The organism is Pilibacter termitis, from assembly GCF_900167335.1.
Taxonomy (GTDB): domain Bacteria; phylum Bacillota; class Bacilli; order Lactobacillales; family Streptococcaceae; genus Pilibacter; species Pilibacter termitis.
Genome location: NZ_FUXI01000042.1, coordinates 1 through 17,595 on the forward strand (window position 1 = coordinate 1; position 17,595 = coordinate 17,595).

Here is a 17,595-nt window from a genome sequence, read left to right on the forward strand (position 1 = left end):
TCATCAAACGATTGGCTTATGGTTTTAGAAGATTTGAGAATTTCCGTACGAGGAGCTATATTCAGTGTGGTCTTCTTACAGGGATTTGTAAGGTGGTTTAGAATAGATATTTCAGTATTTAAAGTGTAACAGTGAAAGATAAAACAAGAGAATAGTCAAGTGAACAAGGTTTTGCATGTTGAACGACCTATAATTGTGCTACTGGCTAGGTTCGACAGAGCAGAATGCTACAAGAAAACTATTTCTGGTAGACGCAAAAGAGGAGCTGGACAAGATGTCCAACTCTCTTAGGTACGCTTTGTAAAATAGATGCTTTCCACACGATTTGACAAAGAGCCCTTATTTCTTATCCACACCCAACCCACGTTGAACTGCTTTGATAATTTCTACGATAATAATCATAGAGAAACTTGATCCGATTACGATACCCCATTGCGTAATGCTTAGGTTGCTTACGTGGAATACGCCGTTAAATCCCGGAATGGCGATTGTTGCCATTAGTAAAAGGAACGATACTAAAATCGACCAGTTAAATGTTCTCGATTTGAATGGTCCTACTGTAAAAATAGATTGGTACACAGATTTCACGTTAAACGCATGGAATAGCTGAATCAAGCCAAGTGTGGCAAATGCCATAGTGAGTGCATCTGCATGAATCGCATCATGATTACCTGCGTGTTCTGGAATCAAAAGTGCTAAACCGTAGACACCAAGCGTTAATGCTCCTTGCAAAATTCCTTGGTAGACAATCGAACTCATCACACCACCAGAAAAGAAACTTGCCTTACGTCCACGAGGTTTCATCTTCATAGAATTTGGCTCCGCTGGTTCTACTCCAAGTGCTATTGCTGGAAATGTATCCGTCACTAGATTAATCCAAAGCAAATGCACAGGCAGCAATACATCCCAACCAAACAATGTCGCAAGGAAAATTGTCATCACTTCTGCCATATTCGCAGAAAGCAAATATTGAATGGTTTTTTGAATGTTTGAGAATACTTTGCGTCCTTCTTCAACAGCGACAATAATCGTAGCAAAGTTGTCATCTGCTAAGACCATATCACTTGCCCCTTTTGAAACTTCCGTTCCTGTAATTCCCATACCAATTCCAATATCTGCTGATTTCAAACTTGGTGCATCATTGACACCGTCACCTGTCATCGCCACAACTTTCCCTTCATTTTGCCACGCTTTCACGATACGCACTTTATGCTCTGGAGAAACACGTGCATAGACTGAGTAATTTGCCAATACTTTTTGAAACTCTTCATCACTTAGATTGTTCAGTTCCGCACCTGTAATCACTGCATCATTTGCCGAAGTTTCATCAATAATTCCTAATCGTTTGGCAATCGCCTCTGCAGTATCTTGGTGATCGCCTGTAATCATGATTGGGCGAATACCTGCCTCTTTTGCCACTTGAACGGCGGCAGCTGCCTCTTTACGCTCTGGATCAATCATACCAACGAGACCTGCAAAGACAAGATCGTTTTCCACAATCTCCGTATCAAGTTCTGGTACTTTTTCTACATATTTATAAGCAAACGCAAGCACACGCAACGCTTGTTTGGCTAAATCATGGTTGATAGAGAGGATTTCTTTGCGATTTTCCTCTGTCAAATCTGTTTCACTTCCGTTTGCCAATCGTTTTGTCGCACGTTTTAACAATTGGTCTGGAGCCCCTTTGACTGCCACTAAAAAGCGACCGTCTGCTAATTGGTGAATGGTAGACATCAATTTTCTATCCGAGTCAAATGGAAGTTCCGCCACACGTGGCTCGATTTTCACTTCCTCCCGTACATCATAAGAATGGTCAAATCCAAACTGAATCAAAGCCGTCTCTGTCGGGTCTCCTATCAACGTACCGTCTTGAGACACTTTAGTATCATTTGAATAATTCATGATTTTTAAAACCATGTCGTCATGTGAAATTTCGTCTGTCGCATCAAGTGTAACGCCATTTGTATAGACTTTTTCCACCGTCATTTGATTCATCGTCAATGTCCCAGTCTTATCACTGGCAATAATTTCCGTTGAACCTAATGTTTCTACTGCTGGCAATTTACGAACAATTGCATTTCGTTTGGCAAGCACTTGTGTTCCTAGTGCTAAGACAATGGTTACAATCGCAGGAAGTCCCTCAGGAATTGCTGCAACGGCAAGAGCAACAGCTACCATAATTCCCTCAAGTGCAGGTGTACCACGCATAAGTGAAACTGCAAATGTGATTGCTGCAATGATTAAAATCGCAATCGTCAATACTTTGGATAAACGATTCAAATTTTGTTTAAGAGGTGTTTCCGTCTCATCAGCATTTGCAAGCATTCCCGCAATTTTTCCAACTTCCGTAGCCATACCTGTGTTTACGACAATCCCTGCTCCACGACCATAGGTAACATTTGAATTTTGATATGCCATGTTCACTCTGTCACCAATACCAACTTCCACATCTTCAAGTGTTGTCAACTCTTTTTCCACAGGAACAGATTCACCCGTCAAAGCAGCTTCTTCGATTTTCAGGCTCGCCGCCTCAAACAAACGCATATCCGCTGGCACAATATCGCCCGCCTCAAGCAAAACAATATCACCCGGAACAAGTTCTGTTGACTTGACTTCTTCCACATGACCGTCACGGCGAACACGTGCTTGCGGACTTGACATTGATTTTAGTGCGTCAATTGCCGCCTCAGCCTTGTTTTCTTGGATCACACCAAACACCGCATTAATCAAGACAACCGCTAAAATAATGATCGCATCACTTACATCCTCGCCATGACTTGTCACAACGGACAAAACAGCGGCAATCAATAAAATAATGATCATTAAGTCTTTGAATTGATCTAAAAACTTCGCCAGCAAGCTGCGTTTTTTGCCCTCATCAAGCTGATTATGACCGTACTCATTCAAGCGTTTTGTCACTTCTTGGCTTGATAAACCGTCTGTTCTTGCCTCTACTTCTTCCAAGACCGTTTCTACATTTTGAGCGTAAAATGCAGTCGTAAGTTGCGTTTTTTTCTGAATTTCTTCCGACATAATGTCCTCCTATGTTTTTTCTAGTCAGTACAACGTTGCACAACTAGTGTTAGAGAGTCGATTTTTTGGCAAAAAAAGACTTGTAGAGGAAATACCTCCACAAGTCTCACCGTTTAAGATACTACCGAAAGCTTTCGCTTTGACATGACGATAGTATCACAGAAATTCTGCCAGTTACTCCCTTGAGAATGAAAAATCTATTTTCTTGATTATAACGAAGAATTTTTGTTTTATCAACTGTTAGGATTGAAAAACATTTGAAACTTACATGAAATGTTGCGTAAAACTACCTTACGCTTATCCTTTTTTCTTTTTCGGGATTGGCACGTAGCGATAGTCTGGATTGATTTCTTTGTCCAACGTATCAAACGCTTGTTGCAGGCGAATGGATACTTCCTGCATACCTTCTTCGTTGATTTTAGGAATATCCGAAATATCAATCGGCTCACCAAATCGCACGCTGACACGTTTTCTAGCGAAAATTCCTTTTAAAGTCAAAGGACCTTGATAAACTGCTGGAACAATTTTCACCTTTGCCATTTTGGCAATAAGTGCCACGCCACCTTTCAAATCTGTGGAATGACGTGTTCCGCTTGGAAACATAATCAAACTTGCATCGCCATTCTTTAGCTCTTTGACAGGAAATTTTATCGCACTCGGTCCCGGTTTCTCACGATTAACAGGAAACGCTCCGCAACGCTTAATAATCCAACCGAAAACTGGCACTTGAAACAATTCCTCTTTTGCCATAAAAATAAAACGTTTCGGTTTCGCCCCAATCGCCATATAGACTGGGTCAAAAAAAGTACGGTGCGGTGCAACTAAAATATAATTTTCATCATTTGGAATTTTTTCCTGACCTGTAATGCGTGCTTTTCCATTAAACACAAGCAAAAGAAAAGACACTAAACCTCTCATAAATGCAAAAAACATAAGTTCCTCCAATAACATCTTTCTATCTCTCTAGTGTATTATGCAAAAGACATTTTGACAAGGAAAAGCTCTAATTTATTCTAAAAAATATGGGAATAGGTTCAAACTAGCGGCATTTCTCAAAACATGATAAACTCAAATAATGAGGTGATAACATGGTGAAACTATACGATGATGAAAGAGTGGATCAGCTTTTTGCGGAGGATATAAAAGTTATTCAAAGTTCAAGTGTGTTTAGTTATTCGATTGATTCTATATTGTTGGCGAATTTTCCACGTTTGCCACAAAAAGAAAATCAATTGATTGTCGATTTATGTGCTGGAAATGGTGCAGTCGGATTGTTTGCATCGAAAAAAACCAAAACCCCGATTGTGCAAATTGAAATTCAAGAGCGACTTGCCGATATGGCTCGGCGTAGTGTGGAGTTGAACAATTTAGAACATCAAATTACCGTTCACACGTTAGATTTGAAAGAGTCGCTTCGTGTCATTACGCATGATAGTGCAGATATGATTTTAGTTAACCCTCCTTATTTCAAACACGAAAAAGAGAGTAAAAAAAATCCAAATCCTTATTTTGCAATCGCTCGTCACGAGATTTCCGCTACACTTGAGGATATTGTAAAAATGTCAAGCGTACTGTTGAAAACAAATGGACGACTTGCAATGGTACATCGTCCTGACCGCTTACTTGAAATTTTTGATGTGCTACGGAAATACAAAATCGCTCCAAAACGAGTGCAATTTATTTACCCCAAAAAAACTGGTCAAAGTAATACCGTCCTAATCGAAGGAATCAAAAACGGTTCGACCGAAGGCTTGCGTATTCTGCCACCGCTTGTGGTGCATGATGAAAACGGAGAATATACAAAAGAGGCGATGAAAATTTATTATGGAAACTAAGCATTATTTCTACGTTTTAAAAACGAAAGACAACACACTTTACGGCGGATACACTACCGACCCTATTCGGAGATTAGCAGAGCATAATGCAGGAGTGGGAGCAAAATATACTCGCCTTGAAAAACGCCGTCCTGTCGAGATGATTCATCTGGAAGAATTTGGTACTCGTAGCGAAGCCACAAAGGCTGAATATGCTTTTAAACATTTGCCAAGTCGTAAGAAAAAAGAGGAGTATATGCGAATGTTTCAAACTCTGAAATAACGCCTATAAAACAAAAAAATCGCATGAAACCAACATTTGAGAAAATGAAGTTTCTGCGATTTTTCTTATTTTTTCCTACAAACTCAACTCTTTCGGTTCTGCAATTTTTCCATAGTGAATACGATAAATTCGCCCATAGTTTAAAAGTGCGAAAACAAGAGCAAATAAAATCAAAATGAAAATTTCCTTAAACGGAGCAATTCCGATTGAAATACTTTCTCTCAATCCGAAAACTTCGTGGCTAATCGGTAAAAATGGATGTAGCAAACGGAAGATTTTCGGAGAAAGAACAAGCGGATAAGTACCACCTGCACTTCCTAGTTGCATGACGAGTAAAACAATACTAAGGAAATTCCCCACTTTGCCAAACGCATTCGCAAGATACGAATTAATGCTGATAAACGCCAAACTTCCTGCAATCATCAAAAGCAACGTCTCAACTGGATGTAATATTTTTGTTCCAAGTAACAAAAGCCCACCATACAAAACAACACTTTGCATAATCCCTAGTAAATAAAGCTGTGAAAATTTCGCACCCCACCATTCAACTGCTGTTTTGCTACGTTTTTCTCTGTTTAGCACATTAAACGCAATCACCATTGACAAACTTCCAATCCAAAGTCCGATAGCCGTCATATATGGCACCATAGAAGTTCCATTATTGGCAACGGGCGTTTTTTCAGTGTGTTGCGTAATAACAGGTTGTGCGAGTTGTTGGAGCATATCTTCACTTGGTTTCCCTTTTTCCTGCATAACACTTGATCCCTCGGAGAGTTTCGTTGCAAGAGTCGTAGAACCAGCTTTCAATTCCCCTAAACCGCCATTTAAATCACTTGCTCCAGCAGTTAATTGCCCAATGCCAGCGGAGAGTTGTTCGCTCGCTGGTGCAAGTGTGTGCAAGCCTGTCGCAAGAGTATTTACTCCATCACTCACCTGACTTACTCCGTCAACTAATTTACCTGAGTTAGCTGTAAGCATTTGTGATTTCTCGCTTAATTGCTGTGTTCCTTCAGACAATTTCACTCCGCCAACACTTAAAGATTCTGCTCCTGATTGCACTTGAGTTAAGCCTTGAGTCAATTCACCTGCTCCTTGCGTTAAACTTGCCACACCGTCAGTATATTGCTGAACACCTGTTTGATAACTACTCAATCCATTGCTTAATTGTTCCGCACCTGTCTTCACATCCCCTGCTCCAGTTGACAACTTCTTCGCATTTTCTGCGATAGCACTTGCTCCCGCACAAGCTGTACTTAAAGAGTCTGACAACGTAGATGCTCCAGCGGAAACTTGGTCCGCTCCGTCAACCAACGCTTGTGCTTGTGGAGCATTCGCTTGCATTTGCTGGAGCAATGCTGTTAGTGCTTGTGATGTTTTCTCGTCTCCCGCTTGAGTTGCCATAGCCGCAATATTTGTCAATTCAACTGCTAAAGCCTTTTGTTGTTCAACTGCTTGGTGAACACCTTCAGAAAGTTGCGTTGCTCCTTGAGAAAGTGAAGTTGCACCTGTTTGTGCTTGCATAAGACCTGTTGAGAGGCTCTCTACTCCGTTTGAGAGTTGCTCACTTCCTTCAGCGACTTGCGTTGCTCCTTGTAATAGCACACCTGCTCCAGATGAAAGCGAACTTGCTCCAGTAGTTAACTCTTGAGATTTGTCGTTCAACTGCTCCGCCCCTTGACTGAGCGAAGTCGCTCCATTTTTCGCCTGTGTTACACCTGTACTTAGTTCATTCGCACCATTTGCGACTTGTTTTCCCGCTTGATTCAACTCGCCTGCCCCGTTTGATAACGCCAAGACACCCTCTGTATATTGCTGAACCCCATTTTTCGCTGTCAATGCTCCTGTTGCCAATTTATTTGCTCCGTCATAAGCCTTATTTGCTCCATTTGACAATTCACCTGCTCCGCTTTCCACCTGAGCTAACCCACCATGCAAACTCTCTGCTCCATTTTTCGCTAACCCTAGATTTTCTGTGATTTTTTCTGCTCCAGCTCCTGCCTCTTGGATATCGACTCCCGCTTTTTCAAGAGAGGCGAAAATAGATTTTGAATAGACTTTCGTGATTTTTTCGTTCAGCTGACTTTGCATTTTCATCACCGCAGATTCACTCATTTTCATGGCAATGAAGTTATATCCCGCACTTGTTGCGTAATCTAATCTCATGCGTTTTGGTTCTTTGTCATCTAAACTCGCAGCATTTTTTGAAAAATCCTCAGGGATTGTTACGACCATATAATATTTTCCGTCTGCCAATTGTTTCTTTGCAGTTTTTTCGTCTACAAAATGAAAATCAAGAGTTTGTGAGGACTTCAATTCTTTCACAAAATCCGCTCCCACCGACATTTTTTCGCCATTTTTCATAACAGCCTTATCCAAATTCACCACGCCAACTGGCAAATTTTGAAGTTCGCCGTACGGATTCCACAACGATTTTAAAAAGACGGCTGCATACATTAATGGAATAAATGCCACTGCGACAAACGTTAAACGAAACATACGATTTTCTTTAAATTTTCTCCACTCTTTTTGAAACATCTTTTTTCTCACTTTCACATTGGATATTTAATATCTTATCTTAAAAAGATTATAAACCTTATGAAAATGATTTTCAAGAGATTCAGATGTTTTTCATGAAAGTTTTAAAAAACGATAAAGAAAAAAATGCCTAAGCACTCGCCTAGACATTTTTCTTATTATGTTTATCTTTCGCCTTTATTACGAATGACAAAACTTGATTTTTTACTTTTTTCGCCTTTTTTGCGTTTGTCTTTGTAGAAGTGGTCGCCTTTTCTGTCACCTTCACGTTTTCTACGGAAATCTTTGCCGCCACGGCGATTATCGCCCCCACGACCTTTATAATTTCCACGACCGCCACCTTTTTGTTTTCTATTTGGCAATGGTCGCTCAGGTGTAATGTCAACTTTCACCAAATCATCTGGATCATTTGCAAGCGTGCGAAGAAGGAGAGCAACAAGTTCTTCAGGCTCATGTGCCTCAAGTAATTTTTCTGCTGCTTTTTCATATTTCTCAAGTTTTTGAGCATCTTTCGTCAACTTTTCTTCGATTTCATCAAAGGCAGTTCCTAAACTTCCACGGAACGCTTCTTTTTCAGTCGGTGGACGCATTGGATTCATTTGTTTTTTCGTCAAGTTTTCAATCGTATGAAGATAGCCGATTTCATTTGGCGTAACAAATGTTACACTAATACCGTCTTTCCCTGCACGCCCTGTACGTCCAATACGGTGAACATAACTTTCAGGATCTTGTGGAATATCATAATTGTAAACGTGTGTAACGCCACTAATATCAAGCCCACGTGCTGCAACGTCTGTTGCTACCAAAATATCCAATTCTCCAGATTTGAATGCACGCAATGTGCTCATACGTTTTTGCTGTGTCAAATCACCATGAATTCCCTCAGCACGGTAACCACGAGCCTCAAGTCCACGAGAAAGTTCATCTACACGACGTTTTGTACGTCCAAAAACAATCGTCAATTCAGGCTGTTGCACATCAAGCAAACGAGTCATAATATCAAATTTTTCATATTCTTTCGCACGGATATAATATTGATCAATCAAATCAGCCGTCATTTCTTTTGCTTTAATTTTCACGTGTTGAGGATCTTTCATAAATTTCACCCCAATGCGTTTAATCGCATCTGGCATCGTTGCAGAATAAAGCAATGTTTGACGATGTTCAGGCACTTTTGAAATAATCGCCTCAATATCTTCTAAGAATCCCATGTTCAACATTTCATCTGCTTCGTCTAAAACAAGCGTTTGAACTGTTTCAAGTTTTAACGTTCTACGGTTGATATGGTCAAGCAAACGTCCCGGAGTTCCCACTACAATATGTGGTTTATCCTTTAGAGCATGGATTTGGCGACGAATGTCCGCACCACCATATACACTATGCACACGAATTTTTCTGTCACGACCTAAACGATACAGTTCCTCTTGCGTTTGAATGGCAAGCTCACGAGTTGGAGCAATGACCAATCCTTGTAATTCACGCAATTCTGTGTCGATTTTTTGGAGCATTGGCAAACCAAAGCTGGCTGTTTTCCCTGTTCCTGTCTGTGCTTGACCGATAACGTCCATTCCTTTTAGAGCAAGCGGAATCGTCTGCTCTTGAATAGGCGTTGCCTCCTCAAATCCTGCACGTTCAATAGAGGCTAATAATTCTTTTGATAATCCTAATTCGCTAAATTTCAATCTGTAAATCTCCTTATAATATAATTTTTTGCCCTTAGAATCCCTGCTGAATGAACTTCTCATTTCACACAACAAGGAAAATCTAGTAGCTATTCTGTTTTTCGGCTACGCTTTCGGCGTTCCTTATTCCAACCGAAAAATCTTTTCATCTATATGTAAACTTTCTTGAAATTTTCATTTTTCTTTCCAGACTTCTCGGCAACTTTATTATAATAACACGATTCTCCTCTTTTTTCCAACAAATCATCCATATTTCCATATATTTCTAGATATTTGTTAAGAAACACTTGTTTTCCATAGCATTACGCCACCAAATAAAAATTTTCATCTCTGCCAAATAAACTATTTTTTGCTAAAATAAGAAAAGCAAAGAGGGGCGGTTTGAAGTTTGCAACAGTGAGCCGTGCCGTTTACTTGCTCGAAACGAAGTTTCGAGCGGCACCGCGAGCAGTTGCCAAACTTCAGCCCCTCGTAGCTAGACAAGAAGAAAAGCAAAGAGGGGCGGTCTGGAGTTTGTCGTAGTGAGCCATGCCATTTACTTGCCTGAAGCAGAGCTTCAGGTGGCACTGCGAACAGCGACCAAACTCCTGCCCCTCGTAGCTAGACAATTTAAAGAGATTATCAAAAAACTAACAATTTAGGGTAAAAATAAGTTCTTAGAGATACCCGCAACTTTGGGAGGAAACTATGAGTAGCGAAGTAGAAAAACGACTTGAGTATGGAAGAATCGGAAAACCACAAATCAAAAAAGATGAATTGAACAAATATATGGGCAATTTTCGAGAACGGGTGTATTTGACGATGACGGTGGAACAAATGCGAAAAGAATACTATCAAAAAGCACTGATTGACCGATTGGATAGTGGTTTTTCGACTACTGCAACGCTCCATATACACGCAGAAATCGCAAAAGAATTGCAGAGCATTTACACAAAAATCGCAAAAGAAAAAGAAATTGCTTTTACATTTTATTCTAACAACGAAACGATTGCTCCGACAACTATTGGGCTAGTCATTTGTAGCAAAGAAGCGGTCAATATTGAACACGTTGATATTTCCGAAATGTACCCAAATGCCGAGAGTCAATTTGGCAATCCAAAAGAAAACGAAACAAAAAAAGAAGGATTTTTCCATAAACTTTTTGGGAAATAAATAAAAGGCTTTGTTGCAAGCAAAAACTGCACAAAGCCTTTTAATCTACTATTTTTTACAATGAAAGCACATCACCAACATAGATGTCATAACTTGTCAAACCATTTTTCTGCATTAACTCATCAAGCGTTATGCCGTGCGTTTGTGCGATCGTCCAAAGATTGTCACCTGATACAACGGTATATGTGCCATTTGTTGAACTCGCACTTGCGACAGTATCAATCGTTGACGAAACGCTACCAAGTGAAAGCACATCGCCAACGTAAATATCATAGCTCGTCAAGCCATTTTTTTCCATTAGCTCATCAAGTGTCATACCATGCGTTTGTGCGATTGTCCAAAGGTCATCTCCTGCAACGACGGTGTAACTTCCGCTTGTTGACGTGCTAACTGTGGTTGCCACGGTCGTCACTTCTTCTTGTGAAAAATTGCTCGGTGTATCATATTGCGTTAAATTATACATTTGAATGAGTCCGTTCAATTTTTGATTGTACGTTGGATCTGTCGCATACGTTCCAGTTAGCCAAGAAGTAGCGTCCAAATAGCTTTCCGTGTTCCGTTTCCATGCTCCAGAATAGTGATATTTTCCACTTTGGAAACTCGTTGACGTCAAGACAGCGGCATTGTCAAGTAATGACGCATAATAAGAGCCATAACTTCTAAATGGTTGAGCCATTTGTTGCCATTCACCATTGAGATACTCTAATGTATGAAAGCTCACCGACTGACCTTGATACGTGCCTTTTACACCAAAAAGATTGTAGTAAGGTGCTTGGGCAAGTTGTGAATTGCCACCATTACTTTCCAAAATTGCTTGAGCAATCATGACAGAGGCGTATAAATCGTTCGCCCCGCAAATTTCCACCGCACTTGGTGCAATGGCTGCGATAAAACTTTCTGTCGAAGCAAATGCTCCAGTACTTTGTGGGAGACCCTCATCTGCAAACGCAGTGGTTTGACCAATTTGCGAAATGAAAGGTGTCGCAATCATCGCAGTTGTTGTCACACCTAGCACAGAATGTTTAATTTTCTTCTGTTTCTGAGCGTTCTCCTGTTTTCTACGTTCCATTCTTGTTGAATAATCCATTAGCTTCCTACCTACTATAAGTATTTTTTCCCCTAGGGTTATTTTATCTTGAATTTTATGATTAGACAAACAATAACTCCCTATTATTATAATTAAATTTAATATTTACTCATTTTTTACAGTTTTTTTAGACATACACTATTTTTTGGAATGGATCAATTCCATTAAAAACTGAAAATGTAAGAATAAAAACAAGAAAGTAAAACTACTTGCCCCGAAGAAAAATACTAATGCGGGTATTTCTCCTAGGAAAAAACATAGCACTACGAAATAAATGAGTAATAACATCATTTTTTTACTAAATAAAAACCGTATTGTGAGATTAAGAGCATTCAACCACGTTTCTTTGACCGTATTTTCAAAAAATGTAGTCAAAAAAATACCATATATCCAAAAAATAAAATCAACAAATCCCAAAAATAGAACAGGAAATAGGATAAATTGTTGCATTTTACCGCTGAGTAAAACCGTTGGATAAAGCGTTAAACCAGCCCCTGTAACAATTGGTAAGAGCGAAAATTTTAAGGTAGTGCAAAAATTTCGTCGGTAATCTTGGTAAAAATGCACGATTAGCCCGCCTTCTATTCGCTGGATTAATCTATATTGCCCTTTAAATAGTGCTGAAAATGCAGGAGCCGAGAATAGACTCAGTAAAAGAAATAAAATCGGCAAGACGAAAATACCTTTTAGCCCAAAAAGTAAAACGAACAATGTCGTTGGTAGTGAAAACACTAAAAATAAGGCGTTCCACAATAAAAAATAGGAAACAAACCGAAAAATATCCACTATTTTTTCAGTCATTGATTGTTGATTTTGCATTTATCTTCCCCTCAATTCCTCGTCTGGCGTCATTTGGTGTAAAACCATAATATTCTTTGTAAACTTTATAAAATCGACTTAAATCTTCGTATCCGACCGTTTTCGCTACATCTCTAATTTTTAAACTACTATTTTTTAACAACTTCTGTGCCTTTTTCATCCGAATTTTTCGGTTAAACGAAGAAAAGTTTTCACCGACTTCTTTTGAAAACAATTGCCCTAAATATGTCGGATTCATTTTCAGCTCACCACTTAGCGTTTTGAGCGAATGTTTGTAGGATAAATCTTGTTTTATAAGAGAAATCGCCCTTTCCACAATCGGAGAAAAATTTTCTTGCACATTTTTCTCTGCAAGCAGTAATTCTGTTGCCCTCTCCAATTTTTTCAAACTCTCTTTTTTGCTCATTTTTGAGAGTGACAAAATAATTTCACTTATCCATTTTTCCTGCGTTTTTTTCTCGTCGTAGTACATTTTCCACAAATGCACTTCTAGCAATCTCGTTGTTGTTAGCGTTTGAAAAAATGAATGAATCTCTTCTTTTTTATCGCTTTTCAACAGTTCCCGATACATTTGAATTTGCTTTTCCTTTTGCACTTCCTCTACTTCTTCCAAAGATAAAATAGACGATTTCGCCAAAAGACTCGCATATTCTTGCAGCATCATATTCGTGAGATAGTCCTCTTTCAATTGGAAAAAGTTGTTCATTCTATCACTAAAGGTAGCAAAAAAAGAAACGTTTCGATCCTTTTTTATCTCCTCCACTATCTCTGAAACAAATGGATAATCTTCAAATAACAACGCCATTCTTTTATAATCCGTCACCGTCAGAAAAAATCGAATGTGTAATTTTTTTTGAACTCGATTGAATATCTGGGAAAGTTCACTTATTTTTTCATTTGTAAATTTCTCTGAAAAACTAAGTACTAGCATTTTGTAGCGTTTCCCCTCGGAAATTTGATATTTTTCTCCTAACAGACAAATTTCTTGATAGGTCAACTCGCCATGCAACACTCGCCGCAAAAAAATTTCTTTTTCTTTGCTCTCAAACACAAAAGACGAAAGTGTCTTATTTTCCTTAGAATTATTGACTTTCGTCATTACTTTTTCCACGCTTTCAATCAATGCCTCCTCGCTCACTGGTTTCAAAAGATAATCTTCTACACCGACTTTTAACGCACTTCTAGCATAGTGAAAATCATCATATCCACTAATAATAATGATTTTCGTTGGCAAATTTTGCTCATACACTACTTCGGCTAACTTCAAACCGTCCATTTCTGGCATATTGATGTCTAAGAGTGCAATGTCAATTTTTTCCTCTAAAATAATTTCCAATGCTTGCAACCCATTGTTTGCATAAAAATACTCTATATCCGCCAAAGTGCTTTGTTGTAACATTTTTGCCAATCCTTGAACGATGATTCTTTCATCATCAACTATCACTATTTTCATCTTTCTTCTCCCACATTTTAATCGGATACAAAATATGCACCGTAATGCCATTTAGATGATTTTTATAAATAGAAACACCATATTCTTCCCCGTGTCCTAGGGAAATTCTCCTATGGATATTCAATAAACCTAAATGTTCTGTCTCATCTTCTTGCATTTTTGTTGACAATTTTCGACTTATTGACTGTAATTCTTCCTCGCTCATTCCTTGACCGTTGTCTTGGATAAAAATGTGCATAAATTGCTCGTCTTGTGTAATCGAAATCTCTAAAAAATTATCTTCACGACTCACATCAAAACCATGAACGAAGTAATTTTCAATAATTGGTTGCAATAATAATTTTTCTATCGCATAATTTTCCATTCCCACATCTATTTCTAACGAGTAGAAAAAAGAATTTTCATAGCGAATTTCAAATAATGACAAATAGTGTTCTGTCAGGGCAACTTCTTCTTTCAGTGGAATGTCTCCTCCACCTCTTATCGCACTTCTAAAGAGTTGCGACAAGGAAAAAAGTAACTCGGCTGTTTCTTTTTCATCTTGTAATAACGCTCTCATACGAATAATTTCCAAAGTATTATATAAAAAATGAGGTCGTATTTGTGCTCGAAGTGCTTGAAGTTCAGCATTATTTAGACGAATTTTTTGCAAATATCTTTCTTGAATCATCTGCTGCAAGTTTTCCCACATTTGCTCAATGCCGTTGTCCACTTCGGTAAAAGCATCTATTACCTTACTTTTCGGCAACTCTCTTTCACCATGCTGAATAAGACGAATTTTATTCAAAAGAAATGTCCGCCGTTGTTCTTCACGGAGCGTTTTCCACAAGTAAAAACAAATAATCAACAAAATAAATACAATCGTAAGTATTTTATAGTACATATTTTGCAAACTCACTTGGTTCAAAATATTTTTCTCGTTGACAATCGTTGTCAAAGTGAAATTGCTCCCAAGTTGTAATTCGCTTTGTAGCGTTCCTTTTGTATCAAATGTTTCCCCTTCAGAAAAAATCAATTGTTCATTTTTAAATGAACGAAATTGAACAAACTCCTCTACTTTGCTTGCTTTTTCAGAAAACACGCTCATATCAAAAGCAAGAAGAATAGTCGCTACTGGAGATTGTGAATAATTGTCATACCATTCTCGCAAAAAGACACTTCTCTTTTCGCTCTTATAGTTGGGAATGGTTTCGAGATAGTCCATATCCTCCTTTGGATACCGAGTTTCCAGATAGTGAGGAACTTTGGAGTTTCTCGTGAAATAAATCACTCGCCCCGCCTCATAACTTTTCAGTACAATCATTGAGAGCTGTGCGTTTTCGAGGAAGAGCTGGTTAATGATTTTATCCGTCCGCCTAAACGAATCATAATTTTTTTCATCAAAATTTTTCAGGTATTTTTGATAATAGTCATTGTAGTCTAGCGAGAGAAAATCTCTTAAATCTTGCAAATTGAATTGATAGGAATGAAAACGATAAAATGCCATATCGTAAAATTCCGCTTGTTTACTCAAATCAATCGACAAACTTCTTTCTAATTCACTAATCTGTTCTTTTCTAATTTCCTTGATACTCATTTCATAGTTTGAAAATGTTATAGTCATGATTATCATAACAAACGAAGAAATAATTACTACTTTCATCAAGTTTTTTAAATATAAACCATAATTTTTATAAAAATAAGCGAGTTGTCTCATTTTTCTTCCTTACTTTTTTCACAATTGACTTCCCTATTTACTATTATACAATAAAATTTTGATTTCTTGTTTCATTTTTCAGCTAGGTAACTAGTTATTAAATTCTAATAAAACTATGTTTTAGACTGGGCACCTCTAAAAACTCCGCTTAAGACTAAATTAGCTAGTTTTTCGATTTTCGAGGAAATCGACGAAAGCTATGTGGTTCATAGGTTGAGGAGATTGACGAAGAAAATCGGAAAACTAGCAATTTAGGATAAGTGCGAGTTTTTAGAGGTGCCCACTACATTTTTGAGGGGCAAAAAAAGCTCTTGCACTCGTCTTTTGGCAAGTGCAAGAGTATAGATTTTCTCTAAAAATCATTGATTTTCAGTAGAGTTTTTATTATTTCTGTTTTGCTCTCCACTCATCATATTGTTTCTGCATATCTTTTTGAACGGTATCAAGACCTGCAGCTTTTAATTTTTTGTTCATTGTTTCAAGTGTTTCCATTGCACCTTTTGAACCTGTTCCTACGGTGTGGAAGTATTCTTCTAGTACATTGGTCATTTGAGCAATTTCACTTGCTGTATTGGTTGAATCATATGAAAAACCAAGTGCTGGAGAATTAATGACACTCTCGTTGTACTCCGCAGCAATTTTCAACACGTCATCTCCCGCATCAGCACGTTGAAGTGTTTTCGTTTGGTCATATGGGAAGTTGTACCCCGGAATATCATAGTTTTTGTGTTCGTCGGTAAATTTCACTTTTCCATTTTCCAAAGTGTAATGTTTGCCTTCAATTCCGTAGCGTAGAAGATTAGCAATTTTTTGGTCTGTGTTCAACGCTTGTAGGAAAGTCATCGCTTCTTTTTTATGGTCAGAATTTTCACCTACTGCCACCATACAATACGCAACAGATTTCAAAATCGCAGAGTTTTTGACTTCGTTGACAATTACTTTTCCGCCCACTTGTTCTTCTACAATACTTTGATCCATTGGTGTCATTGTCCAGTATGTCGCAAACCATTTATTGCCAATTCTTGCCCCCATTCCACTAAGTCCCTCAAGAGTAAGTGAATCAGAGTTAATCATACCTTCTTCACGCAATTTAGCAATCGTTTCAATATCTTTTTTGTATTCTTCTGTTTCATAGCGGTTGACAATTTTTTCAGGATTTCCTGTTCCTACTTCCACCCCTAATGGCTGTGCCAAGTAGTCAAAACTTGTCATTGGTTCAGCTTTTGCCATATACCATGGTGCAAAGTCTACTTTTTCTTTGACTTCTCGCAAAACAGGTGCCAATGTCTGAACAGAGTCTACTTTGCTCACGTCAATTTTGTATTTATCTACAAGTTCTTTGTTAAAGCAAATGAAACGTCCGCCTGCTTTTTCCAACGTTCTTTGTGGCACACCGTACAATTTACCGTCTACTTCTGAGGCTTTTAGCACATCTTCTTTCAACATTCCTTTCAATTCAGGATAATCATCCATCATTTCTGTCAAGTTGGCAAAAATTCCTTTTCTAGCGTTTTGTGCATAGTTCAACTGCCAATAGGTCGTAAACATCATGTCAACTTTTTCACCAGAGTTAATCATGGTCATCATTTTTTGGTCATAATCAGAGAAATCAATTTGATTCATTTTGACATTGACTTTATATTTCTCACCAATGTAATTATTCAACTCTTTGTTGACCTCTCCTAAGTCTTTTACAGGAGGGCCTACCAAATACCAATTTAATTCGACCACTCCGTCTTTTGCAGACTTACCCTCGTCTTTCTTTGCTCCACAAGCACTAAGTGCCATAACTGCCGCAGCCCCAATAACTGCTCCTGTGAATAATTTTTTCATCTTCATTTTTTTATTCTCCTTTCTGCGAAATCACTTCGTGATTTCTTGAAACTTGACTTCCGCTATCGCTCCAGCCAAGCGGGGTCATTCACGAACTTCGTCCGTTCAAAGTCTTTTTCTAGCTACATGGTGCTGAAGTCTGGCAACTGTTCACAACAGCACTGGAAACTACGTTTCCAGCAAGTAAATGCTGTGGTTCACTGTTGCA

13 protein-coding genes are annotated in these 17,595 nt (G+C 38.5%); 4 read left to right on the top strand and 9 right to left on the bottom strand.

Going from position 1 to position 17,595, the window contains the following annotated elements:
* Positions 1-339: 339 nt before the first annotated feature.
* Positions 340-3,033: a cation-translocating P-type ATPase gene (locus B5D30_RS12305; RefSeq protein WP_078808371.1), complete on the bottom strand. Its 2,694-nt coding sequence runs from the start codon at positions 3,031-3,033 to the stop codon at positions 340-342.
* 297 nt (positions 3,034-3,330) lie between these two features.
* Positions 3,331-3,966, bottom strand: a complete 636-nt coding sequence (locus B5D30_RS12310; protein ID WP_078808382.1) for a lysophospholipid acyltransferase family protein — start codon at positions 3,964-3,966, stop codon at positions 3,331-3,333.
* Between the two features lie 155 nt (positions 3,967-4,121).
* On the opposite strand from B5D30_RS12310, the gene B5D30_RS12315 reads away from it, so the two are divergent.
* Both B5D30_RS12315 and B5D30_RS12320 read left to right on the top strand, forming a co-directional pair.
* Positions 4,122-4,868, top strand: coding sequence for a tRNA1(Val) (adenine(37)-N6)-methyltransferase (locus tag B5D30_RS12315; RefSeq protein ID WP_078808372.1), 747 nt, complete (start codon positions 4,122-4,124; stop codon positions 4,866-4,868).
* Positions 4,858-5,130 carry a GIY-YIG nuclease family protein gene (locus B5D30_RS12320; RefSeq protein ID WP_078808373.1) on the top strand — a complete coding sequence of 91 codons (273 nt, stop codon included), beginning with the start codon at positions 4,858-4,860 and terminating at the stop codon, positions 5,128-5,130. Before B5D30_RS12315 ends, B5D30_RS12320 begins: the two co-directional genes overlap by 11 nt.
* A 75-nt stretch (positions 5,131-5,205) precedes the next feature.
* Here B5D30_RS12320 and B5D30_RS12325 read toward each other — a convergent pair whose 3' ends face one another.
* Positions 5,206-7,665, bottom strand: a complete 2,460-nt coding sequence (locus tag B5D30_RS12325; RefSeq protein ID WP_078808374.1) for a YhgE/Pip domain-containing protein — start codon at positions 7,663-7,665, stop codon at positions 5,206-5,208.
* Between the two features lie 164 nt (positions 7,666-7,829).
* Entirely contained in the window at positions 7,830-9,347 is a 1,518-nt protein-coding gene (locus B5D30_RS12330; protein ID WP_078808375.1) for a degradosome RNA helicase CshA, read from the bottom strand.
* A gap of 381 nt (positions 9,348-9,728) precedes the next feature.
* Between B5D30_RS12330 and B5D30_RS13890 the strand changes: the two genes are divergently transcribed.
* Both B5D30_RS13890 and B5D30_RS12335 read left to right on the top strand, forming a co-directional pair.
* On the top strand, positions 9,729-9,869 hold the full coding sequence (locus B5D30_RS13890) for a hypothetical protein (RefSeq protein WP_159443332.1): 141 nt from the start codon (positions 9,729-9,731) through the stop codon (positions 9,867-9,869).
* A 165-nt stretch (positions 9,870-10,034) separates the two neighbouring features.
* Positions 10,035-10,499, top strand: coding sequence for a DUF1694 domain-containing protein (locus B5D30_RS12335; RefSeq protein ID WP_078808376.1), 465 nt, complete (start codon positions 10,035-10,037; stop codon positions 10,497-10,499).
* Positions 10,500-10,554: 55 nt separating this feature from the next.
* Here B5D30_RS12335 and B5D30_RS12340 read toward each other — a convergent pair whose 3' ends face one another.
* The 5 genes from B5D30_RS12340 to B5D30_RS12360 all read right to left on the bottom strand — a co-directional run bounded on the left by B5D30_RS12340 (position 10,555) and on the right by B5D30_RS12360 (position 17,393).
* On the bottom strand, positions 10,555-11,586 hold the full coding sequence (locus tag B5D30_RS12340; RefSeq protein WP_078808377.1) for a LysM peptidoglycan-binding domain-containing protein: 1,032 nt from the start codon (positions 11,584-11,586) through the stop codon (positions 10,555-10,557).
* Positions 11,587-11,724: 138 nt separating this feature from the next.
* On the bottom strand, positions 11,725-12,405 hold the full coding sequence (locus B5D30_RS12345; protein ID WP_078808378.1) for a hypothetical protein: 681 nt from the start codon (positions 12,403-12,405) through the stop codon (positions 11,725-11,727).
* Positions 12,380-13,858, bottom strand: coding sequence for a response regulator transcription factor (locus tag B5D30_RS12350; protein ID WP_159443333.1), 1,479 nt, complete (start codon positions 13,856-13,858; stop codon positions 12,380-12,382). The genes B5D30_RS12345 and B5D30_RS12350 overlap by 26 nt, the downstream gene beginning before the upstream one ends.
* Positions 13,839-15,554: a sensor histidine kinase gene (locus tag B5D30_RS12355; RefSeq protein ID WP_078808380.1), complete on the bottom strand. Its 1,716-nt coding sequence runs from the start codon at positions 15,552-15,554 to the stop codon at positions 13,839-13,841. The genes B5D30_RS12350 and B5D30_RS12355 overlap by 20 nt, the downstream gene beginning before the upstream one ends.
* Positions 15,555-15,938: 384 nt before the next feature.
* Positions 15,939-17,393, bottom strand: coding sequence for an ABC transporter substrate-binding protein (locus B5D30_RS12360; protein WP_078808381.1), 1,455 nt, complete (start codon positions 17,391-17,393; stop codon positions 15,939-15,941).
* Between the last annotated feature and the right edge of the window lie 202 nt (positions 17,394-17,595).